This is a genomic window from Rouxiella chamberiensis (genome assembly GCF_026967475.1).
GTDB classification, from domain to species: Bacteria; Pseudomonadota; Gammaproteobacteria; order Enterobacterales; family Enterobacteriaceae; genus Rouxiella; species Rouxiella chamberiensis.
Genome location: NZ_CP114058.1, coordinates 1,842,549 through 1,868,679, shown reverse-complemented (window position 1 = coordinate 1,868,679; position 26,131 = coordinate 1,842,549). Strand labels below are relative to the sequence as shown.

Sequence of the window (26,131 nt, the reverse complement as noted above, 5' to 3'; positions counted from 1 at the left end):
ATGACGACACAGGTTAAGCCCAAAAATCCCGCGGCACGCATCACCTCGCAGCAGCAGGCGCGAGATGAGGCGATTCGGCTGGCGCAGGCTTTCAAGCTGGAAGCTTCGCACCGTGACCGCGACAGGACACTGCCACACAGTCAGCTTGAGGCGCTTTTTGCTTCGGGGCTGGGCGCGATAACCGTGCCCGCAGCCTTTGGCGGCGCGGAAATATCAACGGCGGTTCTGGCGGAAATCATCGCAATTTTAAGCGAGGCGGATGCCGCCATCGGACAGGTGCCGCAAAACCATTTTTATGCGCTTGAAGTTCTGCGCATCAACGGCAGCGAAGCGCAGAAAAGACGGCTGTATCAGGAAGTGCTCGACGGGGTGCATCTGGGCAATGCGCTGGCGGAATTCAGCGCGTCGGCAGCGCATCAACGCAGCACCGCCGTGCTGCCCAACGGTGAGCATCATCTGCTGCACGGCAGAAAATTCTATGCCACCGGCGCACTGTTCGCCGATCGCATCCCGACGGCGGCCCGCGATGAAAAGGGCGTGGAGCAACTGGTTTTCGTGCCGCGCGATACCGATGGCGTCAGTGTTATCGACGACTGGTCGGGCTTCGGACAGCGCACGACAGGCAGCGGCAGCGTGCTATTTGAAGAGGTCGCAGTGGATGAAGACGATATCGTGCCGTTTCAACGCGCCTTCGAACGTCCCACAACGGTCGGACCTTTCGCGCAGATTATGCATGCGGCCATCGATCAGGGCATCGCCCGCGCCGCCTTTAATGACATGCTGCACTTTATCACCACGCGCGCGCGGCCGTGGCCGGACTCCGGACTGGAACGCGCCAGCGATGACCCGCTTATTCTCGACCGGACCGGCCAACTCGCCGCCAAACTGCAGGCGGGCGACGCGCTGTTGCAGGAGGCGGGGCAGGCGGTCGATGACGCGCAGCAACATTCCACCGCCGAAACGGTGGCCGCCGCCTCCATTCAGGTGGCCGTGGCTCGCGCGTGGACCACAGAAGCAGCGCTCGAGGCCGGAAATCTGCTGTTCGAACTCTCCGGCACGCGTGCCTCACTGCGTGAACACAATCTGGATCGCCACTGGCGCAACGCCCGCACGCATACCCTTCATGACCCCGTGCGCTGGAAATTTCCCATTATCGGCAACTATATCTTGAACGGTGTTTTGCCGCCGCGAAGAGGAACATTATGAGCCATTCCGGTAAAAAGGTGCTGCTCAACGCCTTCAACATGAACTGCGTCGGGCATATTCATCACGGCATGTGGACCCATCCACAGGATCGCTCGACCGAATTCACCTCCCTGAAATATTGGCTGGACCTCGCGCGAACGCTGGAACGGGGCCTCTTCGACGGGCTTTTTATCGCCGACATTCTCGGCGTTTACGATGTTTATCAGCAGGGCATTGGCCTGACGGCAAAGGAGTCTATCCAGTTACCGGTCAATGACCCCCTGATGCTGGTGTCGGCAATGGCCAGTGTTACCGAACACCTCGGCTTTGGTCTGACCGCCAATCTGAGCTATGAGGCGCCATACCCTTTCGCCCGCCGATTTTCAACGCTGGATCACCTGACGGAGGGGCGCGTGGGCTGGAATATTGTGACCGGTTATCTGGATAGCGCCGCGCGCGCAATGGGTCAGACCGAACTGCTTAGTCACGATCGCCGCTACGATCAGGCGGATGAATTTCTGGATGTCAGCTATAAACTTTGGGAGGGAAGTTGGGAGGATGACGCGGTAACCGCCGATCGTGAGCGGCGACGCTATGCTGATCCGCACAAGATCCACGCCATAGATCATCAGGGCGAATTTTATCAGGTGCAAGGCTACCACCTTTCGTCGCCGTCGCCGCAGCGCACGCCGCTGCTGTTTCAGGCCGGAAGCTCGGCACGCGGAATTCAGTTTGCCGCGCGACACGCCGAATGTACCTTCGTCAGCGGCAGTACGCCACAGGCGACCCGAGCCCACGTGGACAGACTGCGGCAGGCGGCAAAAGAGGCGGGCCGTCATCCGGATGACTTAAAGGTGTTTATGGGGGTTTCAGTCATCGTTGCACCCACCGAACGCGAGGCGCGCGAGAAAGAACAGGAGTATCTGCGCTATGCCAGCCCCGAGGCGGGCGTCGCGCATTTTTCCAGTTCGACCGGCATCGATATCTCACAGTTTGAACTGGACCAGCCAATTCAGGCAGGTCCGACACGAGCCATAGAATCGGTCAGCCAAGCCTACAGTGGCTGGACCCGTCGACGCCTGCTCGAACAGCACGCGATGGGCGGGCGCTATTCGCTTATCGTCGGGGATCCCAAACAGGTCGCCGACGCGTTGCTTAAATGGGTTGATGAGAGCGATATCGACGGGTTCAATCTTACCCGCATCCTCAATCCGCAGAGTTATATCGACTTTATCGATCTGGTTGTCCCCGAGTTGCAAAGCCGTGGGCGGTATAAAACTGCCTACCAACCCGGTTCACTCAGAAAAAACTGTTCAACGATGACAGGCTGCCATCGAGACATCCGGCAGCACGCTGGCGACGATCCTGATACCGACAGACCGGTTAATCCGCGCGGATATCCTGTGATTTGTGCGTACTGCGTCACTCGGCAGGGGGCAAAACCATCACCCGCGGTTTCAGGCGCGGGTTTTTATGATTTGGTCTTCCCGATGACGGAAGTTAGAGACCGGTGTTTTCGCGAATAAACTGTCTGGCCCTGAGCGCGTACTCAAAGGGATTGGCGAGGGCGGGATCCTGTTCCGCTTCCACGACCATCCAGCCGCGATAATCACTCTTCTCAAGCAAGGCGAAGACCGGCGCAAAGTCGAGCACCCCATCGCCGGGTATGGTAAACATTCCCTTGCGAACGCCGTCCATAAAGGAAAATCCCTGAGCCTTCACCTGTTGCAGCACCTCTTTGCGGCAATCTTTCAGATGGACGTGGCGAATGCGGGCGAGATGTTTTTCCAGCACGTCCATGACTGACTGCGGGTTCAACTCGGAAGCATACACATGACCTGTATCAAACAGCAGCGAGACATTTTGGTCGACCAGTTCCATAAAGCGGTCTATCTCGGCAGGGGTCTGGATTCCGGTGCCCATATGATGATGCAGACACACTATCATGTCCTTCTCGGCCGCCAATTCGGCAAGCAGGTTATAGCCCTGCGCGACCCGCTGCCATTGCAGGTCGTCAAAAATGACCTTGTTGCCATAAATGGGCTGCGGTAATCCCTGAATACTGCCGCTCTGTTCAGAACACCCGATGACCCTGGCTCCCATGCTGTGCAGAAATGTCAGCGTTTCCCGGAAATCCCGCACCGTCTGTTCCTTGCGACCGTCGGCGAAATAGGTACTGAACCAGGCATTGCAAATCTGCAAGCCGCGCAGCGCCAGAGCCGGTTTCAGCAGTGCCGGATCCCGTGGATATTTGCTGCCCACCTCGCTGCCCGTAAAACCGGCCAGCGCCATCTCGCTGATACATTGCTGGAAGCTGTTTTCACTTCCCAATTCCGGCATGTCGTCATTGGTCCAGCCAATTGGCGCGATCGCCAGTTTTACATGATCACTGTTCATGGTTCAGTCCCTGAGGCAGATTACTTTTTGCTGTTGAGATAATGCGTGATGCCGTGAATGACCAGGGCATGATCGTCTTGAGACGGCAGTCCACTTACACTTACAGCCCCAAAGACTGCGCCCGATTCGGTCAATAGCGGGAAACTGCCGCCGTGGTCACAGAACTCCGCCTGATTGATAAAGGGTTGTTGTTCCATGCGCTGACCATTTTTTTCATAGTTCAAACCGGCATACAGGGAGGAATGCGCCAAACGCAAGACGGTGTTTCTTTTTCGCTTCATCCATTCCAGATTATCGGCGCTCGAACCGGGTAGGGCAGAAAGAAACAGCGTTTGTCCGAAGGCATGGACTTCAATCGCCACGGGCGCGTTGGCTTCTGCGGCTTTCTGATGAATGGCGCTGCCGATTTGCCATGCGGCATTGAAGTCAAAGGCAATATGGGCAAAGCGATAGTCGCGTTCCTGCTGAAGCAGTTCGTCAAGGGTAGGCATAGTGCTCATGAGTTAACTCCTGTAATGAAAATGGGCTTTCCAAAAGCGGATGCAAAACGTCTTCAGAGGCTATGCCAAAGGAATGAAAGTTTCAATATCATTTATTTTTGAAATAAAAATGTCGCTATTGGTTTCATCCCTTTGTTTTTAATGAAAAATAGCGGCATCTTGACGGTAGGTTGTTCAAACGTAAGCGCAAAGAGAAATCACGTTTTGTGATAATTATCACTAAGGGTTGATCTTAAATTGAAATGTTATAACATAACAAAATTAGGGTTATGTGATTACTTACTGTGAGGTCAGGCCAATGTCGACATCTTTTATTCCTTCTTTCTTTCGTGCTCGCGACAAACGTCTGCCGGTTACCGTGCTTTCGGGTTTTCTGGGCGCAGGAAAAACCACGCTGCTGAACCATATTCTGAATAACCGCCAGGGGCTGCGCGTGGCCGTCATCGTCAATGATATGTCCGAGGTCAATATCGATGCGGCACTGGTGCGTGACGGCGGTGCCGAACTGTCGCGAACCGACGAAAAGCTGGTGGAAATGAGCAACGGCTGTATCTGCTGCACGCTGCGCGAAGACTTGCTGGTTGAAGTCGACAGGCTTGCCAAGGCGGGGCGTTTCGATCATCTGGTGATTGAATCGACGGGGATTTCCGAGCCGCTGCCGGTCGCCGAAACCTTTACCTTTGCCGACGATGAAGGGCAAAGTCTGTCTGAAATCGCCCGCCTCGATACGATGGTGACCGTGGTCGATGCCTATAACTTTCTAAAGGATTATCAATCGGATATCCAGCTTCATGAACGCGGCGAATCGCTGGGGAACACGACGAGCGCACCGTCGTGGATCTGCTGATTGAACAGATTGAATTCTGTGACGTGTTGGTGCTCAACAAGACCGACCTTATCACCCCCGAACAGCAGGACACCCTGTTTGCCATTTTGCACAGCCTGAATCCGCGTGCAAAAATCGAGGTGTCGACCTTTGGGCAGGTGGCGCTCGAGAAAGTGCTGAATACGGGGCTGTTCGATTTTGATGCGGCAGCGCAGGCGCCGGGCTGGCTGAAAGAGTTGCGGGGCGAGCACCTGCCCGAATCCGAAGAGTATGGTATCGGCAGTTTTGTTTATCGTGCGCGCAGGCCCTTCCATCCACAGCGGTTTGCCGAGGTCATCAATGGCGAACTCTCGGGCGTAGTGCGTTCGAAAGGCTTTTTCTGGCTCGCGACGCGGCCCACGTTTGCCGGCTCGTGGTCGCAGGCCGGTGGGGTGTCGCGACAGGGAAAAGCCGGAAGGTGGTGGGCCAGCGTGCCTAAGGCGCAGTGGCCGGAAGATCCGGATACCCTGACATTTATCCTCGATTACTGGATTGACGGCATTGGCGATGCGCGTCAGGAACTGGTGTTTATCGGCATCAAGATGGATGAGGCAAAACTTCGTGCGCAACTCGATAGCTGCCTGCTTGACGATGAAGAAATGGCACAGGGGCCGCAAGGATGGGCGACATTTAACGACCCGCTGGAGGCATGGGACGCAGAATGATTCCCTCATCGGCTAGAACGCCACTGACTATTCTCAATGGATTTCTCGGCGCGGGAAAAACCACCCTGCTGAAAAGCCTGCTGTATAAATTGCAGGACAACGCGGTAAAGCTTGCGGTAATTGTCAATGATATGAGTGAGTTGGACGTTGACGGTGTCATCATTGCCAACACAGAACTGGTCAGTAAAGCGCAGCTTAACTTTGTGTCGATTTCGGCCACCTCTATCAGCAGCGAGGAAGGGCTGGCAAAACTCGATGCCGCGCTGCACCAATTATTAGAGAATTTTCAGCCGGATATACTGTTGCTGGAAACCTCCGGCAGCAGTCATCCAGCCCCGCTTTTACGCTATTTCCAGCACCATCCGAAAGTGGCACTCAAAGGATTTCTGACGCTGGCCGATGCCGTGATGCTGAAAGAGGATTATCTGTGTGGCGAAACACTCATCGACACCTTCAAGGCGCATCTGGCCGAGGGCACGCAGAGTGTTGAAACGCTGTTGGTCGAACAGCTCATGCTTTCGAGCAAAGTCTTGCTGACCAAAAGCGATAGGCTGACCCACCCATCGATACAGCAAATCGCCCGTCATGTGCACCCGCTGAATCCTTACATCGATATTTTGGCTACCCAATGGGGCGAGGTGGAGTTGTCGATGCTGACATCGATGCCCGACTATAATTTTCAGTTGGTCGACACGCTGCTGCAGGAGATGGCGCAGCGCGACAACAGACTTTCGGAAAATCCGCAGGCGGCGTTTCAATTGCAAACACGCGTATTGGACGACAGGCGACCGTTTCATCCGCAACGTCTCTGGGATGCATGCCAACGGTATCTGGGCAAGGGTGTGCATCGCAGTAAAGGCTTTTTCTGGCTGGCGAGCCGCGATGATTTGGCTTTGCTCTGGAATCAGGCGGCGGGAAGCATCAATCTGGAATTTGTCAGTTACTGGAAAGCGGGAGTGCTGGCGCATGAAGATAGCGGGCTGAGGCCGGAAGAACCGGCAAAGGCTGGAGCAACAGCTAGCCAGTCAATGCGCAGAATTCGGCGATCGCCGCTGTCGTATTACCGTCATCGGAGAAGAGATGGAGGTGGACGACTTTACCGCCGCGTTGCAGCGCTGTTTTTGCTCCGAAGAAGAAATCGCGTACTGGAAACAGGGCGGCACCTTCCTCGACCCTTGGCCAACGCGGGTGGCACGACTCAAGTCAGGCGACTGACACAACCCTCTCGTGCGGCTAAGGGCAGAGAGGGTATCTCCTTTTGCTTCTCTGGCCGCAAAATAATCCTTAGGAGGCCAATTTTTGACGCGGCGACGGGCCCGCTGACGGGGCAAGGTTTTCACGGCGTCTGGCGTGTTGCTCTGCGACAGAGAAAATTTCCAGCAAATCGCCTTCATCGATATCCACCATCTCGCCCCGTGCGCTCAGAGCCAGATGGATATCCTGCGCAGTCAGCGTCACCGGTTGAAGCGGGTTGAGGGTGGCGACATTGTCCGCTTTTTTAACCGGTTGCGAGGCGGTTAAAGGGTGTGGATAGCGACGCTTCAAGGCGTTGTTGAAAACCAGCGCCACGGCCGTCAGCAGCAGCGAATTGATTAACACGGGATACAGCACGAAACCATAGCCTAAACCCGAGATCACGGGGCCGCCCAATACCGCGGTTACGGCCACCGCACCGCTTGGCGGGTGAATGCAGCGGAGCGGAAACATCAGCGCAATTGACAGGGCCACGGCCATCGCCGCCGCTACGCCGGAATCGGGAATCCACTGGGCGCACGTCACGCCAACCAGCGATGCCACTAAATTTCCACCGACAATCGCCCAGGGTTGCGCCAGCGGGCTTGCCGGAATCGCAAACATCAGCACCGCAGAGGCTCCCATTGGCGCTATCAGCCACGGGATCTCCACGCCAAAACCGTACCGACACAGACATTCAGTGATAAAAATACCGATGGCTGCGCCCAGGCAGCCCACAAAACGTTCACGGCGGCTTGCGAGAAGAGGGTGAGGCCAAAAGTGTCTACAGCTGCGTAGGAATTTGTTAAACAAGGAATTCATTGAAAGATGGGCATGGCCGTTTGAAATATTGGCGTCATGATATGATATAAATTGAATTGCTTTCAATGTTATTCCCTTGAGGAGCTTTAAGGGAGACGGCGGGCAACGCTGAAAAAGACCCTATCTTAAGCGCGGTCAGAGTGCTGCTCTCTGCGCCGTTTATTTCTCGCGTATCACACTCAAATCGGGCTGAAAACTAAGAAAAAATGAAGGTGAAGATTTTGCGCAAAGGGAAATGAGGGCGATATTGCGTTAATAATCGCGATTTCATTAAAAAGGCACCACCTTTCAGACGTTTGGGCGGCGGAATGCTCAATCATTGTCTATTCTTTAATTTTGCCCCCTTCGTTGAGGGCTTTTTTAACTTTGTTCAATTCATGAAAAGGTGGTCTTATGAAGAATATTTCAGCAGCACTTCTGGTGGTCGCAACACTTACCGCGCTGGTAGGGTGTCAGCATCGTAGCCCGGCCGTTAAATCAGATGGTCGTCCTCATGCGCCAAGCGGTCAGTCCTCTCCGGGCGGACCACTGGGCAAAGGTCCTGTCGGTCAGCCACAGGCCTGATGTGTCAAGCCCCGACCACCGTGTCGGGGTTGTTTCTTTACTCCGCTAACTTGATACTCTTCTCATAACTTCCTCAATTTTCCCCTTGAACACTCCTTTTCGATCACCTTCCTTCGCAAGGCGTTGCACCAAGTGTAGACATTTACTGCCCAATCATGGTGCGTACAATTTGCATCTGCAACATTAGTTTCAATGTGGATTGTATACAGCGATTGTATACAAGGGCTTTCGGGCAGCAGCACATAACTATCCAATCTGGTATGGAAATTGCTTTTCTCCCTTATGACTTTAAGGAGAGAACAATGAAAGCTATCGTGATTGGTGGGGGAATTGGGGGCACATGCGCGGCGATAGCGCTTAAGCGATTTGGTATCGAAACGGAGGTTTTTGAAGCCGTCAAAGAGATCAAACCGGTAGGCGCTGCGATTTCCATCTGGCCGAACGGCGTAAAATGTCTGAACTATCTGGGCATGAAAGAGGCGCTGCGCGAGTTGGGTGGCCAGATGCGTTACATGGCCTACAACGATTTCGCAGAGGGCAGCACATTAACGCGCTTTAGCATGGAACCGCTGGTGAAAAGCGTGGGCGAGCAGCCTTACCCGGTCGCGCGTGCCGAACTTCAGGCGCTTTTGCTCGACACCTATGGTCGCAGCGAGGTGCATTTTGGCAAACGCCTTAGCCATGTCGAAGAGGCCGCCGACAGCGTGACCGCGTGGTTTGAAGACGGCACTTCGGCGACGGGTGACCTGTTGATTGCCGCCGACGGCACGCATTCTGTTGTCCGCAAACAGGTGCTCGGCTATGCGCCCGAACGCCGTTACGCGGGTTACGTCAACTGGAACGGGCTGGTGGACATCGACGAATCGATAGCGCCTGCCGATCAATGGACCACCTTTGTTGGCGAAGGAAAACGTGTTTCGTTGATGCCCGTCAGCGGCAATCGTTTCTATTTCTTCTTTGATGTGCCCTTGCCAAAAGGTCTGGCGCAAGACCGCAGCACGGTTCAGCAGGACCTGCAAGGTTACTTCGCAGGCTGGGCCGCACCGGTACAAAAGCTGATTTCGATGATCAATCCGGAAACCACCAACCGCGTGGAAATCCATGATATCGAGCCTTTTATGCAGTTGGTGAAAGGCCGTATCGCGCTGCTTGGCGACGCGGCGCACAGCACCACGCCGGACATTGGTCAGGGCGGATGTGCGGCGATGGAAGATGCGGTCGTGCTGGCGACCATGTTGCAGACCCATTCACTTGGCATAGAAGATGCCTTGTTGCGCTATCAGGAAAGACGTGCGCCGCGGGTAAAAGATCTGGTACTGAAGGCGCGCAAACGCTGTGACGTCACGCATGGCAAGGAGATGGCGATCACCGAACAGTGGTATCAGGATCTCAGACAGGAAACCGGCGAACGCATTCTCGGCGGCATGTGCGAAACCATTCTGGGCGGGCCGCTGGAATAACCTCGAGCTACCCGCCGTGTAAATCGAAGGGGAGATGTCATCGGCATTTCCCCTTTTGCATTTTTAGCGCTTTCTTTGCAATAACCGCCGAATATCCTATGGAAGGAAAGGGTATCGCCTGCCATGCTTATGCCTTATTCAAGGGAGAAAGCGATGCGCAAGTTTATATTTTCCATTTTTTCGAGTCCTGAGTCTTTATTGCAGGTCATGAGCAAGCGTGACGTCGAAGAGGCCATTCAGGATGGCGAACGTATTATTATCGATGAGGACGGCATTACTTCGGTCAACATCAACAGTAAAGAAGTGAAAGAAGATTTTGCCCGCCACGTTCAAGCGCTGAGGAGAGCATAGTATGGGAACGGCGGTCTTTATGGTGCTTATGGTCTGCGGTTACTGGTACACCAGTCGCGACCTGTCTACCCGTTTCAAATACAAGCGGACATTTGGCTGGGACGTCTATTTTCTGGTCGCGCTCTATGGCTGTATTTTCGTTTTGCAGGGGCTGGTGGCTACCGCATTAATCTGGGTCGTGCTGCTTGTTATTTCGACGATCTCCAATCTGACGTCCTACTCGCTGGCGAACAATTATCACCATTTACAGATGGATTTTATCAACTGGAGTTTCCTGGGTATTCAGGCTCCGGTGGTTATCATGCTGTCTCTGGCGGTGCTGTTTTGCCTGTATCGCTCGAACTGGGCCGGAAGTTCGCGGCTGAACGGCGCAGGCAGGAAAGAACTTTATAAAAGTCTGACCCATTCCAACGGCGTCGAGGGCATTCTTTTCCAGTGTATGGAAGAGGGGCATCTGGCGTGGATTACGTTGAAATCTCGCCGCATTTATATCGGCATGGTGCATACTGCCGCATTCGAAAATACCTCGACGGCCAATGTGGTATTGATTCCGATGCTGAGTGGTTATCGCGACGGTAAAACCATGAATCTTTGCATCGAGCATAATTACAGCGCCTGGTATGCCAAACACGATATTACGCTGGATTCGACGCCGCGCTCGGCCTTTGATTTTCGCAAAGTGATTATGGTCGATCAGATTGAGAGTCTGTCGTTGTTTGATGCCGCCAGCGCAACGGCATTATCGTTGAGCAAAGACGAAATCGAAGCCGAAGATTTCTAATGCCGACATTGCCCATAAATAGGCAATGTCGGTTTAGGACAATATTTAGTAAGGCCATTTCCACGTTTGCACTTCCGGCAGATCATCACCGTATTGACGTACATAGTGGTAATGCTCCTCCAGCTTGTCTTTAAACAACTGTACCGCTTCGGCTGCCGATGTTTCCAGCCCTGGCACTTTCTCGATGGCAGAGAGTGCCAGATGGTAGCGGTCCAGTTCGTTTAACACTGTCATGTCGAATGGCGTGGTGGTGGTCCCTTCCTCGTTAAACCCATGCACATGAATTTGCTGATGATTATTCCGCTTGTAGGTCAGGCGGTGGATCAATGCCGGATACCCGTGATAAGCAAAGATCACCGGTTTATCGCGGGTGAACAGATCATCGAAGTAGGCATCGGTGCGCCCGTGCGGGTGCTGATCCTCTGATTGCAGCGACATCAAATCGACAACATTAATCACGCGAATCTTGAGGTCCGGGACATGCTCACGCAGCAGACTGACCGCTGCCAGCGTTTCGAGAGTCGGCACATCGCCCGCACAGGCCATCACCACGTCGGGTTCTGAAACTTCCGTTTCAGTGCCGGCCCACGCCCAGATCCCGAGTCCGGCTTCGCAGTGTTTTACTGCCTGTTCCATCGATAGCCATTGGGGTTCTGGCTGTTTACCGGCAATGATCACGTTGATGCGGTCGTAGGTATTCAGGCAATGATCGCCGACCCACAACAGGGTGTTGGCATCGGGCGGCAGATAAATGCGCACGATATCGGCTTTCTTGTTGGCGACTACGTCCATGAAACCGGGGTCCTGATGGCTGTAACCATTGTGATCCTGACGCCAGACGTGTGAGGACAGCAGATAGTTCAAGGAGGAAACGGGTTCGCGCCACGCCAGTTTACGGCTGACTTTCAGCCACTTGGCATGCTGGTTAAACATCGAGGTAATAATATGAATAAAGGCTTCATAGCAGGAAAACAGCCCGTGGCGGCCGGTGAGCAGGTATCCTTCGAGCCATCCCTGACAAAGATGTTCGCTTAACACCTCCAGTACGCGGCCCTCGGATGCCAGCGATTCATCGTAGCTGCGGATCTCCTGCATGGTCATGCGTTGGGTGGCATCGAACACGTCGCTCAGGCGGTTTGAGGCTGTCTCGTCAGGGCCGAAAAGCCGGAAGTTTTTCTCGTCATCGTTGAGGCGGAAAACGTCGCGCAAATATTTGCCGAGCACGGCGGTGGAACCCGCCGACTCGCCGCCCGGTTTTTCAACCTTGAGTGCATAGTCATTAATATTCGGCAGCTTGAGCGTTTTACGCAGTTTACCGCCGTTGACATGCGGATTGGCCCCAAGTCTGCATTCTCCTTGCGGTGCCAACGCTTGTAGCTCGGGAAAAAGCGCGCCGTTATGGTCAAATAATTCATGAGGACGATAACTTTGCAGCCAGTTTTGCAGGATTTCGCGATGCCCGTCGTCCTCGCGGCAATTGGCGACCGGCACCTGATGAGAGCGCCAAAAGCCTTCGGTTTTCTTGCCGTCGACCTCTTTCGGACCGGTCCAGCCCTTTGGACTGCGCAGGATAATCAGCGGCCAATGGGGCACTTCATGCGCGGCCGATTCGCCAGAGCGCGCCCGCAGCTGAATATCTTTAATCAGGGCGATTGCCCTGTCGACGGCATCGGCCATATCACGATGCATCGCTTCAGGCTCGGAACCTTCGACAAAAATCGGTTGATACCCATAGCCGCAGAACAGTTGTTTGAGGTCGTCGTCACTGCTACGCGCCAGCAAGGTCGGATTGGCAATCTTGTAGCCGTTGAGATGCAAAATGGGCAGCACTGCGCCATCGCGCTGCGGATTGATAAACTTGTTCGAATGCCAACTCGCCGCCAGCGGGCCGGTTTCGGCTTCGCCATCGCCAATCACACAGGCAGCAATTAAATCAGGATTATCGAACACCGCGCCGTAGGCATGAACCAGCGAATAGCCTAGCTCGCCACCCTCGTGAATCGACCCCGGCGTCTGTGCGGCGGCATGGCTCGGGATCCCGCCCGGAAAGGAAAATTGGCGGAACAGCTTTTTCATGCCTTCCGCATCTGGCGAGATATCCGGGTAAATTTCGCTGTAGGTGCCTTCGAGCCAGGTATTGGCGACCATTCCGGGGCCGCCATGTCCCGGCCCGCAGATATAAATCATGTTGAGATCATGGGCTTTAATCACACGATTGAGGTGAACATAGATAAAGTTTAACCCCGGAACGGTGCCCCAATGTCCGAGCAGGCGCGGCTTGATATCTTCGGGCTTAAGCGGCTCCCGCAGCAGCGGATTATCCATCAGATACACCTGTCCGACCGAGAGATAGTTTGCCGCACGCCAATACCGGTCCATTAGCGCTAGCTGCTGGTCATCAAGAGGAGGTTTCTGCGTTGTCTGGTTCATAAGAAAAGAGTTTCCTTTAAACGTGATGCGGATGCTCTGTCTCGTTTCTAAAAAAGCATCAGCCTGAGTCAAGATAGCGAGTCAGCCATAAATTTATTCACTAAGCCTAGTTGCCATTGACACTTTTTGCGCAGGCAGCAAGGCTTAAGCTGCTGATATACTGGTAAGAGAATCTTTCAATGGCAGGGAAATCAACATGTCCGAGGGCAATCGTTTTAAAGTTGGCAACGCCGTAATCAGCAAAGTTTATGAAACCTCGCTGGCGTTCGAGGCAACGACGCTGTTTCCGAAATGGCAGCAAGCGCCGCAAAAGGTTTACCTCAGCGTTCATAGCTGGTTAGTCAGGGATGAAGGCAAAATTTACCTCATCGATACCGGCATCGGTAAAGATAAGCCGCGCGCTTCGGCATTATTTAACCAGCAAAATCATCCATTTCTACAAGAACTAGCCAAACACGGTGTGGAGCCAGAGCAGGTGGATTATGTATTAATCACCCACATTCATACTGACCATGTAGGCTGGAATACCGTGCTTGAAGAGGGAGAATGGAAAGCGACGTTTCCGAATGCGCGCTATATCATTCCCGAAGGGAGCTATCAGTTTCAGCTATCGGAAAAGGGTAAGGCGACCTCCGCGCAGCCCTGTTTTAAAGACAGCGTTTTGCCTCTGGTTGATGCTGGGTTAGTTGATTTTATTCCTGCTGCGGGGGGATTCTTCGACGGGAAATTTGAATACTTTCCGACGCCGGGTCACTGTACGGGCCATATGTCGATACGTTTAACCTTAGAACATCAGACTGCGCTCTTTGCCGGCGACGTCATGCACGCGTTAGAACAAATTACCGACCCACAGATGGGTTCAATGTTCTGCGAAGATAACCCGCAGGCCGAACTGACCCGCATAGAAATCCTGAATCAGGTCGCTGACAGCCACGCGCTTTATTTTAGCTCGCATTTTGGCGGCAGCTCGGTTGGGCGCATTAATAGAGAAAGTGCAGGTTTTGTCTGGCATCCGGTAATCGATTAAATAACTTGATGCAGTGAGATAAGTTTGAGAGGCCCTGCCTTTTACAGGCAGCCTTTCAAACTTGGCATCTATTTAATAATCAAAAAACGGTGAAGCTCGCTATGCCATTCATTTCAAGATATATAAACACCCAATCAGCCAATTGAATAAAGCAGATATAATAAATAATGTCAGCCGGGAGATATTATCAACTAGGATTATGCTTAGGTAATGTGAGAGGGACGCTTCTCCTTACTTATGCAGATGTTCTTATAAACGATTCTATTAGCTGAGGATTACAGTTTATGAACAGTTCAATCCGTGAAATCAATGTTGATGAAATTGCACAGGTTAGTGGGGGAGGGTTGTTTGACCCAGCGATCAACCTTTTTAATGGGGTTGGAGATACAGCAGAACTTGTGGCACCTGTACTTACTCAAGCTGTACAAGTCATTGCAGAAGTGTTTTATGATGCTGGGACAGCACTGGGTACTTAATAGAGATCAATTTTTCTTTTTACATTGATTTATAAGTAACCCCTAAATTATAGCTCTTGAATTTCAAGGGCTATTTTACCGAGTGAGTGACAACTTAAATTCCAGGCTCAAATATTTCCAGGGTATTCACTTCGTTGGGATAAAGGAAAGAAATCATGTTGGAAATATGGGGTAGGAAGACATCTTCAAACGTGCAGGCGTTAATGTGGTGCGTCGGAGAATTGGGTCTGGCGTATCGGCGTTATGATATCGGTCACCGGTTTGGCGGCAACGATACCCCTGAATTTCTCGCCATGAATCCAAATGGTACAATTCCCGTGCTTCGCGACGACAAGTGTGAACCGATGTGGGAAACCGGGGCAATATTGCGCTATTTGGCGGCGAGCTATGGCAATGAAGACTTCTGGCCGATAGAGGCTCGACGGCGAATAAAGATTGACCAATGGGCCGAATGGTCCAAATTAAATATTGCCGCTAATTTTACGGCGCCGATATTTTGGCGTGTAGTACGAACAGCCGCGAAAGAGAGGGATGAGCAGGCTATTACGCAGGCGCTTCAAACGCTGCACAAGTTTTTGTTGATAGCCAATAATCAGCTCGAACAGCACCCATATATTGCGGGCAAGGCATTTACGCTGGCCGATATCCAGTTTGGGCATCTGTTGTATCGTTATTTTGATATCGCTATTGAACGCGAAAATCTGTCAGCCCTCGAACGCTATTATCAGCGACTTCAACAGCGCGAGGCATTTGTAGAACACGTGATGGTCTCTTATGAAGAGCTACGGGTGATTTAGTCATCAGGACAAAACGGTAGAATTTTTTGCTGTAGTTCGGATAAACTTGAGTTCGCTATATAATTTAATATATAACGATGAGTGATGTGTAACCCAAGTTTTCAAAAGGAGAAAGGGCGTGTATTTATATATGTTTTACGTAGGTGGAAATGCCGGAAAATCTAATATTGAGGTTCATGATATTCAGTTCGCCGCCGCCGAACCAGCCTGAACATGCTTGGCCAGCCTTACGAGAAGCCTGGTTTGGTGATGCAGACAAAATCCATGTTGATGGCTACGCAAGAATTATGTGGGCCGACGGTTATGCCATTTCATTATCCTCCACGCCACCTGCACATAATAAAAAGCTGTTTTTCGTTAATGCCGGTGCTTATGATCCTTCCTCACTTGCCGAACTTCATGCCTTTGATTTGTTTGTCGTTGAAGATGCCAAAGAGGCGAAAAAACGCGCAATGGAAACCTTGTTAAAAGGCGTTTTCCATCAGCATAAAGATAATCTTAAAGATGTTGATGACTGTATTCTGCTTGATAAGGTGGGTGATCTTTATATTCATCTTACCCCAAGCAGTAGTGGTAAGCGTTTTGCGCCGGAGTGGCAGGGTTATCAACCTATTGGTATTTGAATTATAAAATCTTAAAGCCACCCTTCTTGCGCTGCCTGGGAAAAGAGTCCGGAAAGATTATTCTTCAGGACTCTCTTCACCTATTTATTGCTGTGCGGCGATCACATCTACCACGACCAGCGGCTCTTTGCCGCTGTTGGTCAGACCGTGAGATTGGCCTTTGCGCACGATGGTAATATCACCCGCTTTTACCGGATAATCTTTACCGTCGGCATCTTTAAAGGTGCCGGTGCCGGAAACAATAATGTAGGCATCTTCGTTATCTTTGTGCTGATGATAACCGATGGAGTCGCCCGGCTTGATGGTCAGCCAGCTCAACTCTTTAATCGCCTCATCGGCTTTTGCCTTGTCACGTGTAAAGGCGAAGGCCGCATCCACGGTTCCCTTGCCGCCGCCGAGGCCTTTTTCTCGACCTGTTGCTGTTGTTCTTTGGTAATAACCTGTGCATTGGCCCATGAGGCAGGGAGTAAAGCCCCGACACACAGTAATGTTGTTGTTAGTTTGCGCATAATCAAAATGACCTATTTATAGTTTTAATCCATGATGTTACAACTCATTTGCATGTCAATGAGCAGCGCATGTTTATGCCATAAAAATGTTAGTAATTCATTGCTAAAAAGTGACATTAAATAAAAACACCGCGCGAAAAGTTCAGGCGCGGTGTTTTAAGCTAAATTTTGTCTTTATTGATTAGCCTGGATAGATACCGCGATCTTTACGTGCCATCAGAATTCGTTCGCAGGCGACGATATAGGCCGCCGTGCGCAGGGAGCATTGTTTGTCGGCGGCTTTGTCCCAGACATGCACCATGGCTTCGGTCATGATTTTGTCCATGCGGGCGTTGATTTCGTCTTCGCTCCAGAAGAAGCTCGCCATATCCTGCACCCATTCGAAATAACTGACCGTGACCCCGCCTGCGTTACAGACTACGTCCGGCACAATCATCACGCCGCGCGCGGTCAGAATGTCGTCGGCTTCGGGATAAGTCGGACCATTTGCCCCTTCGAGCACCAGTTTGCACGACAACTTTTGTGCCCGCTCTTTGGTTATCTGGCCTTCAAGCGCCGCCGGAATAAGAATATCCATGGGCGTGGTCCAGAACGCTTCGCTTTCTATTTCCTCTGCGCCCGGGAAACCGGCAATCTGTTTATGTTCAATCTGCCAGGCGGATAACGCCGCCATATCGATTCCGCTGTCGTTGAACAGCGTCGCCGTGTGGTCCTGAATGGCCACGATGCGTGCGCCGATTTCGGCAAACAGACGGGCGGCTTCGCTGCCGACGTTACCAAAACCTTGCACGGCTACACGTGCGCCTTCGGTTTCGATACCGGCTCGACGCGCCACTTCACGCCCCGTAACAAACACGCCACGACCCGTTGCCTTTTCACGACCCAGCGAGCCGCCGAGATGAATCGGTTTGCCCGTTACTACGCCGGTAATCGTGGTGCCCTGATTCATGGAGTAGGTGTCCATCATCCAGGCCATGACTTTACTGTTGGTGCCGACATCGGGGGCCGGAATGTCTTTTTGCGGCCCGATAATCACGCCGATTTCGCTGGTGTAACGGCGAGTCAGGCGTTCCAGTTCACCTTCTGAAAGAGCAAAAGGATCGACGCGAATGCCGCCTTTTGCGCCGCCATAAGGCAGATTCACGGCGGCGCACTTGATGGTCATCCAGGCGGACAACGCCATCACTTCATTAAGGTCAACGCCTGGATGGTAACGAATGCCGCCTTTGCCCGGTCCGCGCGAAAGATTGTGCTGTACGCGATAGCCTTCGAAATGGCGAATGGTGCCGTCGTCCATTTGCAGCGGGATATCCACGATCAATGCCCTTTTGGGATGGCGCAGGGTATCAATCCAGCGCGACAGGTCGCCGAGGTAGGGGGCGACGCGGTCAATCTGGCGAAGATAGGTTGTCCACGGAGAGGTAATGCTGTCTGAAGCGTAGGATAACTTTTCCATAAAAAGCCTTATTTAAATAAAGTCATTTATTTTGTGAAGCAGAGGAAGAGAAGTGCTTTTCACTAATCGAAGATGATTTTATCAGCTTTTGGAAAAAGGGAGAGGGGGTGAAAAATCGCCACGCACTGTTTTGGGGCAACCCCGGCAAGGTTTAATGAATAATTAGTCACAAAAAACACCCCTATATAGGTGAATTTATATTCAAATTGTATTCATTTTAGTGCATAAAAATAATTTTTCCTCTAATATTCAGAACTTTGAAATAGGTCATAAAGTGAATGAAATGCTGTTTTTTCGTGTTGACTTTGTTAATTGCCGACGCCAGCATGCTCCCTCATCCCGCCGCTCCATGACTTTCACTGCAAGGCTAAAGGAAATGCAATGACATTAAAAACCACGGAACGGCAGCGACCGCCTGCCAAAGCGTCTGAAAATACAGAAAAACTCCAGCGAGGCTTGAGCGAAAGGCATATCCAGATGATAGCTCTGGGCGGTGCAATCGGGACTGGCCTGTTTATGGGCGCAGGGAAAAATATCGCCATTTCCGGAACCTCCATTCTAATCATCTACATGTTGGTCGGCTTTTTCATGTACATGGTGATGCGGGCAATGGGCGAAGTGCTGCTGTCGAAACTCGACTATAAATCCTTCGCGGATTTCGTGGCCGATTACATGGGACCCCGCGCCAGCTTCTTCCTGGGCTGGTCCTACTGGTTGAGCTGGGTGGTCACCTGCATCGCCGACGTGGTGGTCTGCGGCGGCTACATGCAGTACTGGTTTCCGGAGATGTCGGCGTGGATTCCGGCGCTTGTTACGCTTGGGGTGCTTTGCCTGTTCAACCTGCTGTCGGTGAAGATGTTTGGTGAGGCGGAATTCTGGTTTGCCCTGATCAAGGTGGTGACCATTATTGCCCTGATCCTGACGGGCGGCTGGATGGTGGCAACGGGATGGACCTCGCCGGACGGCGTACGTGCTTCAATGCACAATCTGACCGATCCGGGCGTATTTATGCCGCACGGCATCGCCGGTTTTCTGGCCGGTTTCCAGATTGCCATTTTCTCCTACACGGGGATCGAGCTGCTGGGCACCATGACGGCGGAAACCAAAGATCCGCAGCGGATTCTGCCGAAAGCCATTAATGCCATTCCACTGCGGATCATTATTTTCTACATGCTCTCAATGATTGTCATTATTGCCGTGACGTCCTGGGCCGCTATCTCGCCCGACGTCAGCCCGTTTGTGTTGCTGTTTGCCAAAGCAGGCCTGCCGGCGGCCGCTGCCGTAATCAATTTTGTGGCGTTAACTTCCGCAATGTCGTCGGCCAACAGCGGCGTCTATTCCAGTACGCGCATGCTTTACGGCTTGTCTATCGAGAAACACGCCCATTGGCAGTTCCGTATTCTTTCGAAAACGTCTTCCATACCGGTACGCAGTCTCTATTTTTCCTGCTTCTGCATGCTGAGCGGCACACTGCTGCTGTTCCTGGTGCCGAACGTGATGACGCTGTTTACCATCGTCTCCACGCTTGCCGCGATACTGGTCATTTACAGCTGGGCGATGATTCTGGTTGCCTATCTTATCTACCGCAAACAGCGGCCGGACCTGCATGCGCAGTCCAACTTCAAGATGCCCGCCGGGATCCTGATGTCATGGCTGACGTTGGCGTTCTTCGTCTTTACCGTGTTTATCATGCTGTTTGATCCAGATACGCTGGCTGCGCTGGCCGTTTCGCCACTGTGGTTTATTCTGCTGTTTATTTTCTGGAAAATTAAGCAACGCAAAGCCCAGCTGAAAACGGCCGACCTGCACGTTTAGACAGGCCGCACTCTCACCCCGTTTCTGTTTCCGTTATGCCGGAAACGGGGTGTTATAACAGCGCGTCGATTTCCGCCTTGCACTTTCGCAGGGCGGCTATCAACTCTTCCGCCTGTTCCTCAAAACGCAGCGCCGGAACAGCCAGTGAAATAGCGTACACCTCGTTGACGCCACTTCTAAAACTCACCCCTATACCGCATACGCCGCGCGCGTGCTCTTCGTTGTCCACCGCATACCCTTGACGCTGTGTACGGGCGATGTCTTCAAGCAGCGCAGCAGAATCAACCAGACTTTGCCGAGTGCGCGCTTCCAGTTTTCCGGAAATGGCTTTCATTACCGCCTCTTCTGGAAGCGAAGCAAGCATGGCTTTTCCGTGGGCGGTGCAATGCAGCGGAAATGCCGTGCCGACGGCCGAGACCACGCGCAGTTCCCTGTCTGATGCGTATTGATCAACAGAAATCGCGTGATGGGGGCGGTATACGCTGACATCCACCGTTTCACGGGTTCGTCTGCCCAATGCTTCGATGGCGGGGCGGGCGACTGTCACAAAATCGGTGTGCGCTGCGGCCGCCATACGGGCCAGCGCAGGGCCGAGTTTAATGCCGTCGTGGCCGTTTTGAACCAGCTGCTGGGCCTCAAGCGCGCTGACCAGCCGATGCACGGTGGTACGGGGCAGCGCCGTCTCTCGTGCCAGTTGCGCCAGGGTCATCCCGACTCTGGCCTGTTCCAGCGCTCTCAACACTTCCGCCGCGCGTGCGATAACCTGCTTTCCATTGTTTTCAGACTCTTTTTGCACCCTGATTTCCCTTCATTGTTCATTGGTCTTAACGCAATCCTAACATTAGCACAATTCGCCGGTAAATATATGACCGTATATCGGATAGTATTTCCGTATAACGGTTATTTATTTTGGGGGATTTATGCAGACGTTGTCCAGAATGGGGGCCTTGACCCTACTCACTGTTGCCTGTCTGACCATTATGGTTGGTTGCGTTATCGTGCCGGGACTGCCGTCCATTGCCCGCGAGCTGGGCGTCGACAATGCCGCAGGCTGGCTGGTCACCTTGCCGTCTCTTGGCGTGGTCATTTTCGGCCCGTTGGCCGGGCGGATTATCGAGCGAGCCGGGCTGTATCGTTCGCTGTGCGGCGGCCTGTTTCTCTATGGCCTGCTGGGTGCGGCAGGGGCGTTTCTGCACGGCTTCTGGCTGGTGTTCGCCGACCGTATACTGCTCGGCGGCGCAACGGCGCTGGTCATGTCGACCGGCACCGGCCTTATCTCGTCGTTTTATAACGGTGAACAGCGAATGCGGATGATTGCGAAACAGGGCATGTCAATCGAACTGGGCGGCGTGGTGTTTCTGTTTATCGGCGGATTATTGGCGACCGTCGGCTGGCGATGGCCGTTCAGCCTCTATCTGTTTGCCTGGATTTTATGGGCAATGGTCGTGGTATTTGTTCCGAAAACAGCGCCTGAAACCGCGTACGCCGGGGAAGCGGAAGCCGAGGCATCGAGCCCTTTGCAGGCGCTCAGGCTCACCTATTTTGCGGCGCTGTTTTCCATGATTATCTTTTTTACCGCCGTTATCATGCTGCCGCTGCATTTTCAGCAGAAAGGCGTTTCCGAAGCGCAGACGGGCTATTTTCTCTCTTTTGTCTCCCTGGTTGCCGTGTTTGCCGCCGGACTGATGCCGAAACTGGTTCAAACACTATCGGCTTTCGGCACGCTTTGCGTTGCCTTTCTGTTCTATCTTCTGGCCCATTTGCTCTTTGCCTTTGCGCCGTCCATGCCGCTGTATTGGGTGGGAGCTATTTCGCTCGGCTGTGGATTCGGCTTTTCCGTGCCGCTGGTCAACCATTTGCTGGTCGAGCTTTCTTCTGCGGCGCAGCGCGGACGTAATCTGGCGCGGCTGTCGATGGCCATTTTTCTCGGGCAATTTCTCTCGGCCTTCATGAGTTATCTGCCCGGCAACGGCAGGGCGATTTTTATCGCCGCCGCCGCGCTCTCCGCCGTCGTTTTTGCCATTGTCGCCCTGAGTCAGAGGCGAATTACCCGTTTGCCTCGCGCACAAAATCAATAAACGCCCGGAGGGGGTCGGAATCAGACGGCGGTCGGGGTAATACAGATACGGGCCGGGAAAGTGCGGCCACCAGGGCTTGAGCACGGCCTCAAGCGCTCCGTCTTCAATCGACGGGCGCAGCCACTCCTCGAACAACTGGATAACCCCGCCGCCCGCGATCGCCGTCGCCACCGCTAAATCGACCGCCGCGCCAATGCTGACCACCAGCGGTCCGTTTGGCTGAATCCGCACTACTTCGCCGTCACGCTCGAATTCCCAGTCAGGGATAACGCCGCTGGCGAAGCGTCCGCGAATACAGCGATGCGCGAGCAGTTCGCGAGGATGCTGCGGACGCCCGTGTTCGTCCAGATAGCCGGGTGAAGCCGCCACGGCAAAGCGCTGTCGGCGTGCACCGATGGGAAGGGCAATCACGTCCTGTTCAAGACATTCGTCGTAACGGATGCCCGCGTCACAGCCTTCGCGAAAGACGTCCTGCACATTACTTTCGGCGACCACTTCTATCTGAATATCGGGATAACGTTTTAGAAACGCGGGAACAAGAGCGGGCAAGACCAGTCGCGCCGCGCTGACCGGGACATTGAGTCGCAGCGTGCCGGAGGGCGTATCGCGAAAACGATTGACGACATCCAGCGCCGCATCGACTTCCGTCATGGCCGGCAGCAATCGCTCCATCAGCGCGCGCCCAACCTCCGTCAGTACCACGGTGCGCGTGGTGCGATGAAACAGCCGCACGCCAAGTTGCTGTTTCGGCGCGGCGCACGGCATCACTCATTCTTGACGGGTTACTGCCGGTAATGCGCGCCGCCTCGCGAAAACCGCCTGCCTGCGCCACGGCAACCACCGCATGAAGCAGGGCGATATCCATTGTCATTGTCCGTCACCTCGTACAGTTTGTCGTCATTTTGCCCGATAGTTGCACACTCGGTCTGGGGATACAATCACACTCACATTCACTCAGGAGGTGCTTTATGTCGTTATCTACCCAGACTTATCGGCTTGGCGATCGTGAGGTTCCGCGAATCGGCTACGGGGCCATGCAGCTGGCCGGTCCCGGCGTGTTCGGCCCGCCCGCCGACGAACAACGGGCGCTCCAGGTGTTGCGCGACGCGCTGGCGGCAGGCGTGCGCCATATCGATACCAGCGATTTTTATGGCCCGCACATCACTAATCAACTGATTAAAAAAGCGCTGCATCCGTACCCTGAAGATTTATGCATCGTCACCAAAGTGGGGGCGTTTCGCGATGACAAGGGCGCATGGCTCCCTGCCTTTAGTGCGGGTGATCTCAGACGCGCGGTGGAAGACAACCTGCAAAACCTCGGGCTTGAGGTGCTGGATGTCGTTAACTTGCGCAGCATGTTCGACGTGCATCAACCGGCGGAAGGCTCGCTTGAGGCACCGCTCGACGCGCTGGTCACCATGCAGCAGGAGGGGCTGATTCGCCATATCGGGCTGAGCAATGTGACCGCCCGGCAGGTCGCCGACGCGCAAAAGATCACCCGCATCGCCTGTGTGCAGAACCTCTACAATCTGGCGAATCGACAGGATGACGCGCTGCTCGACCACCTTGCCGAGCAGGGCATTGCCTGGGTGCCGTTCTTCCCGCTGGGCGGATTTACGCCGCTGCAAAGTCATCAGCTCGATGAAGTGGCGCAGTCGTTGAATGCCACGCCGATGCAGGTGGCGCTTGCCTGGTTGCTCCAGCGCTCGCCGAATATTCTGCTTATCCCCGGCACCGGTTCACCTGAACATTTGCGGGAAAATCTCGCCGGTGCGCAGTTGATTCTCCCGGCCGACGCGCTGGCCAAACTGGAGACACTTGGCAAGTAAACCCGTTGCCGATAACACAAAATGACGGTCGGGCATGCCAATCCTTTGCTAGCTTTATTGTTGAATATCAAACAAAAGCGCTACGCAGACGTAGCCTCAACAGGAGACAGCGAGTGAAATACAGTTGGCAACGTGAGGGCCTGACCGCCTTTCAACAAGCAGAACTTGTACTTAACGAGATGACCGAAGAGGAGAAGTTTGCCTGGCTTTCCGGTCCGATGGCGATACCGCTCGGCGATGAGCCGCTGCCCGAAGGCGCGATAGGCTCCGCGGCCTTTTATCCGGGTATTCCTCGACTGGGCATTCCACCGATTCAGCAGAGCGATGCCAGTCTTGGCGTTACCGCACTCGGCGGGGTTCGCCCGGGCGACAATGCCACCTCACTGGCGTCGAGTCTTTCTCTGGCCGCCTCGTTTAATCCGCAACTGGCTGAACAGACCGGCAGAATGGTCGGCAGCGAAGCCTTTGCCAAAGGTTTTAACGTGCAGCTGGCGGGCGGCGCGAATCTGGTGCGCGAACCGCGCGGAGGCCGCAATTTCGAATACCTGTCTGAAGACCCGCTGTTGACCGGCGTGATGGCAGGGCATTCTGTACGCGGTATTCAGTCGCAACACGTGGTGTCTACCGTCAAGCATTTTGCCGTCAATGCGCAGGAAACGGGACGGGTGGTTGTGAGTTCAGATATCGACGAACCTGCTCTGCGCGAATCCGATCTGCTGGCGTTTGAAATCGCCAATGAGCTGGGCCAGCCGGGTTCGGTGATGCCGGGTTACAATCTGCTCAATAATGAATGGGTTTCCGAAAACGCGTTTCTGTTAAATGGCGTGCTCAAAGGCGACTGGCAATATCCGGGATGGGTGATGTCCGACTGGGGGCGACCCACAGCGCCGAGAAAGCCGCGCTCGCCGGTCTGGACGTCCAGTCCGGTGCCAATCTTGACGAAAAAGTCTGGTTCGATGGCCCGCTCAAGCAGGCCGTTGCCGAAGGAAAAGTCCCGCAAAGCCGTATCGACGACATGGTAATGCGAATTTTACGCAGTCTGTTTGCAGTCGGCGCGATAGCCCATCCCGCCACGCCAAAAGGCGATATCGACTATTCTGCGCATCGATTAATCGCCCAACGCGAGGCGGAGCAGGGCATTGTGCTGCTCAAGAACGAACGCGATATCTTGCCGCTAAAACGGGGAGCGAAGAAATTGCTGGTGGTCGGTGCCCATGCGGATCACGGCGTATTGGCGGGCGGCGGTTCGTCGGCCGTCACGCCGGTGGGCAGTCTGCGCCTGCCGGGCATCGACTTTATGGGCATCGAAACGCAGAAAGTGTATCAGCCTTCCTCGCCTTTATGGGCGATTCGCGCAGAATCTACCGCCGCCGAGGTGGCCTATGCCAGCGGGGAAGATGTTGACGAAGCGGTAGAACAGGCAAAAGAGGCCGATGCCGTTATCCTGTTTGTCGAAGAGTGGCGTTCCGAAGCGCTGGACGCGCAGGGGCTGGCCTTGAGCAAGGAGCAAAACCAGTTAGTCGAGGCGCTCGCCGCCGTGAACCGCCGCACGATTGTGGTGCTCGAGACGGGCGGGCCGGTAACACTGCCCTGGCTGGACCGCGTACCTGCGGTGCTCGAGGCCTGGTATCCGGGGTCGGGCGGCGGGGAAGCCATTGCGGGTGTACTGTTCGGGCGGGTCAATCCCGGGGGCGTTTACCGGTGACCTTCCCGGCCGATGACAGCCAGTTGCCGCAGCCTGAACAGGTGGATCCCGAGACCACGACGTCGCTGCCGGGGAGTCCGGTCAAAGGCGGTATTATTCATGTCGATTATAATGTCGAAGGTTCAGATGTCGGGTATCGCTGGTATGCGCGGCAAAAGCTGACACCGCGGTTCCCGTTTGGTTTTGGTCTTTCCTACACCACCTTTGACTATGCGGATTTGCAGGTCGAAGAAAAAGACGCCGTCATTCAGGCCAGGCTGACGGTGAAAAACAGTGGCGAACGCGCAGGCGCAGAGGTTGTGCAGATTTACATACAACCGCAGGACGGGCGCTATGTCCCCAGGCTTGCGGCCTTTGAGCGGGTGGAACTGGAGGCGGGCGAATCGCGAGACATCACGCTGACACTGGAACCCCGTGTTATCGCCAGTTGGGACAGCACCCGTTCCGGCTGGGCTATCAAAGGCGGCCACTACCAGATTCGTGCCGCCAAAAACGCCGAAGATGCAGGGCTCGCCGCCGGTCTGGACCTCAAGGCGCGTGAGTTCGGCTATTAATTCAAGCGC

At 54.0% G+C, this 26,131-nt stretch carries 21 protein-coding genes and 5 pseudogenes; 18 read left to right on the top strand and 8 right to left on the bottom strand.

Going from position 1 to position 26,131, the window contains the following annotated elements; genetic code table 11:
- The gene (locus O1V66_RS08595; RefSeq protein ID WP_045046801.1) at positions 1-1,206 is read left to right on the top strand and encodes an SfnB family sulfur acquisition oxidoreductase; all 1,206 of its coding nucleotides are present in this window, start codon (positions 1-3) and stop codon (positions 1,204-1,206) included.
- Positions 1,203-2,554: pseudogene (locus O1V66_RS08590) on the top strand (LLM class flavin-dependent oxidoreductase). Before O1V66_RS08595 ends, O1V66_RS08590 begins: the two are co-directional and overlap by 4 nt.
- Positions 2,555-2,685: 131 nt before the next feature.
- On the opposite strand, the gene iolE reads toward O1V66_RS08590, so the two are convergent.
- A complete protein-coding gene (iolE, locus tag O1V66_RS08585; protein ID WP_045046803.1) occupies positions 2,686-3,582 on the bottom strand; it encodes a myo-inosose-2 dehydratase in 897 nt (298 codons plus the stop codon).
- Between the two features lie 20 nt (positions 3,583-3,602).
- On the bottom strand, positions 3,603-4,082 hold the full coding sequence (locus O1V66_RS08580; protein ID WP_045046804.1) for a heme-degrading domain-containing protein: 480 nt from the start codon (positions 4,080-4,082) through the stop codon (positions 3,603-3,605).
- 298 nt (positions 4,083-4,380) lie between these two features.
- Between O1V66_RS08580 and zigA the strand changes: the two are divergent.
- A pseudogene (zigA, locus tag O1V66_RS08575) lies at positions 4,381-5,612 on the top strand (zinc metallochaperone GTPase ZigA).
- Positions 5,597-6,508: pseudogene (locus O1V66_RS08570) on the top strand (CobW family GTP-binding protein); the annotation flags it as partial. The pseudogenes zigA and O1V66_RS08570, both read left to right, overlap by 16 nt.
- A gap of 388 nt (positions 6,509-6,896) precedes the next feature.
- On the opposite strand, the gene O1V66_RS08565 reads toward O1V66_RS08570, so the two are convergent.
- Positions 6,897-7,667 (bottom strand): HPP family protein, encoded by a 771-nt coding sequence (locus O1V66_RS08565; protein ID WP_045046893.1) that lies wholly within the window; start codon positions 7,665-7,667, stop codon positions 6,897-6,899.
- 393 nt (positions 7,668-8,060) lie between these two features.
- Here O1V66_RS08565 and O1V66_RS08560 point away from each other — a divergent pair, with 393 nt between their 5' ends.
- The 4 genes from O1V66_RS08560 to O1V66_RS08545 all read left to right on the top strand — a co-directional run bounded on the left by O1V66_RS08560 (position 8,061) and on the right by O1V66_RS08545 (position 10,823).
- Positions 8,061-8,231 carry a hypothetical protein gene (locus O1V66_RS08560; protein WP_045046807.1) on the top strand — a complete coding sequence of 57 codons (171 nt, stop codon included), beginning with the start codon at positions 8,061-8,063 and terminating at the stop codon, positions 8,229-8,231.
- 302 nt (positions 8,232-8,533) lie between these two features.
- A complete protein-coding gene (gene hpxO / locus O1V66_RS08555) occupies positions 8,534-9,691 on the top strand; it encodes an FAD-dependent urate hydroxylase HpxO (protein WP_045046808.1) in 1,158 nt (385 codons plus the stop codon).
- 153 nt (positions 9,692-9,844) lie between these two features.
- Entirely contained in the window at positions 9,845-10,042 is a 198-nt protein-coding gene (locus tag O1V66_RS08550; protein ID WP_045046809.1) for a hypothetical protein, read from the top strand.
- Position 10,043: 1 nt separating this feature from the next.
- Positions 10,044-10,823 (top strand): hypothetical protein, encoded by a 780-nt coding sequence (locus O1V66_RS08545; protein WP_045046810.1) that lies wholly within the window; start codon positions 10,044-10,046, stop codon positions 10,821-10,823.
- 45 nt (positions 10,824-10,868) lie between these two features.
- Here O1V66_RS08545 and O1V66_RS08540 read toward each other — a convergent pair whose 3' ends face one another.
- Positions 10,869-13,253 (bottom strand): phosphoketolase family protein, encoded by a 2,385-nt coding sequence (locus O1V66_RS08540; protein ID WP_045046811.1) that lies wholly within the window; start codon positions 13,251-13,253, stop codon positions 10,869-10,871.
- 196 nt (positions 13,254-13,449) lie between these two features.
- Here O1V66_RS08540 and O1V66_RS08535 point away from each other — a divergent pair, with 196 nt between their 5' ends.
- From O1V66_RS08535 to O1V66_RS08520, 4 genes and pseudogenes are all read left to right on the top strand, one after another.
- Positions 13,450-14,280, top strand: coding sequence for an MBL fold metallo-hydrolase (locus O1V66_RS08535; protein WP_045046812.1), 831 nt, complete (start codon positions 13,450-13,452; stop codon positions 14,278-14,280).
- A 284-nt stretch (positions 14,281-14,564) separates the two neighbouring features.
- A complete protein-coding gene (locus O1V66_RS08530; RefSeq protein ID WP_152623570.1) occupies positions 14,565-14,756 on the top strand; it encodes a hypothetical protein in 192 nt (63 codons plus the stop codon).
- A gap of 155 nt (positions 14,757-14,911) precedes the next feature.
- Entirely contained in the window at positions 14,912-15,553 is a 642-nt protein-coding gene (locus tag O1V66_RS08525) for a glutathione S-transferase family protein (protein WP_045046814.1), read from the top strand.
- Positions 15,554-15,671: 118 nt separating this feature from the next.
- Positions 15,672-16,176: pseudogene (locus O1V66_RS08520) on the top strand (DUF1543 domain-containing protein).
- 84 nt (positions 16,177-16,260) lie between these two features.
- On the opposite strand, the gene O1V66_RS08515 reads toward O1V66_RS08520, so the two are convergent.
- Positions 16,261-16,632 carry a cupin domain-containing protein gene (locus tag O1V66_RS08515; RefSeq protein ID WP_269128263.1) on the bottom strand — a complete coding sequence of 124 codons (372 nt, stop codon included), beginning with the start codon at positions 16,630-16,632 and terminating at the stop codon, positions 16,261-16,263.
- Between the two features lie 234 nt (positions 16,633-16,866).
- Entirely contained in the window at positions 16,867-18,141 is a 1,275-nt protein-coding gene (locus tag O1V66_RS08510; protein ID WP_045046817.1) for a Glu/Leu/Phe/Val family dehydrogenase, read from the bottom strand.
- Between the two features lie 381 nt (positions 18,142-18,522).
- On the opposite strand from O1V66_RS08510, the gene O1V66_RS08505 reads away from it, so the two are divergent.
- Complete coding sequence (locus O1V66_RS08505) at positions 18,523-19,956, top strand: amino acid permease (RefSeq protein WP_045046818.1); 1,434 nt, start codon at positions 18,523-18,525, stop codon at positions 19,954-19,956.
- Positions 19,957-20,008: 52 nt separating this feature from the next.
- On the opposite strand, the gene O1V66_RS08500 is transcribed toward O1V66_RS08505, so the two are convergent.
- The gene (locus O1V66_RS08500) at positions 20,009-20,752 is read right to left on the bottom strand and encodes an IclR family transcriptional regulator (RefSeq protein WP_045046819.1); all 744 of its coding nucleotides are present in this window, start codon (positions 20,750-20,752) and stop codon (positions 20,009-20,011) included.
- A gap of 124 nt (positions 20,753-20,876) precedes the next feature.
- Between O1V66_RS08500 and O1V66_RS08495 the strand changes: the two genes are divergently transcribed.
- On the top strand, positions 20,877-22,034 hold the full coding sequence (locus O1V66_RS08495) for an MFS transporter (RefSeq protein ID WP_045046820.1): 1,158 nt from the start codon (positions 20,877-20,879) through the stop codon (positions 22,032-22,034).
- Here O1V66_RS08495 and O1V66_RS08490 read toward each other — a convergent pair.
- A pseudogene (locus tag O1V66_RS08490) lies at positions 22,003-22,905 on the bottom strand (LysR family transcriptional regulator). The gene O1V66_RS08495 and the pseudogene O1V66_RS08490 overlap by 32 nt on opposite strands.
- Before the next feature lie 97 nt (positions 22,906-23,002).
- Between O1V66_RS08490 and O1V66_RS08485 the strand changes: the two are divergent.
- The 4 genes from O1V66_RS08485 (at position 23,003) to O1V66_RS08470 (ending at position 26,122) form a co-directional block, all read left to right on the top strand.
- Positions 23,003-23,863, top strand: a complete 861-nt coding sequence (locus tag O1V66_RS08485; protein ID WP_045046822.1) for an aldo/keto reductase family oxidoreductase — start codon at positions 23,003-23,005, stop codon at positions 23,861-23,863.
- 179 nt (positions 23,864-24,042) lie between these two features.
- Positions 24,043-24,885, top strand: coding sequence for a glycoside hydrolase family 3 protein (locus tag O1V66_RS08480; RefSeq protein ID WP_269128262.1), 843 nt, complete (start codon positions 24,043-24,045; stop codon positions 24,883-24,885).
- Positions 24,885-25,568 (top strand): glycoside hydrolase family 3 protein, encoded by a 684-nt coding sequence (locus tag O1V66_RS08475; RefSeq protein ID WP_269128261.1) that lies wholly within the window; start codon positions 24,885-24,887, stop codon positions 25,566-25,568. Before O1V66_RS08480 ends, O1V66_RS08475 begins: the two co-directional genes overlap by 1 nt.
- Positions 25,565-26,122, top strand: a complete 558-nt coding sequence (locus tag O1V66_RS08470) for a fibronectin type III-like domain-contianing protein (protein WP_269128260.1) — start codon at positions 25,565-25,567, stop codon at positions 26,120-26,122. The genes O1V66_RS08475 and O1V66_RS08470 overlap by 4 nt, the downstream gene beginning before the upstream one ends.
- Positions 26,123-26,131 lie beyond the last annotated feature (9 nt).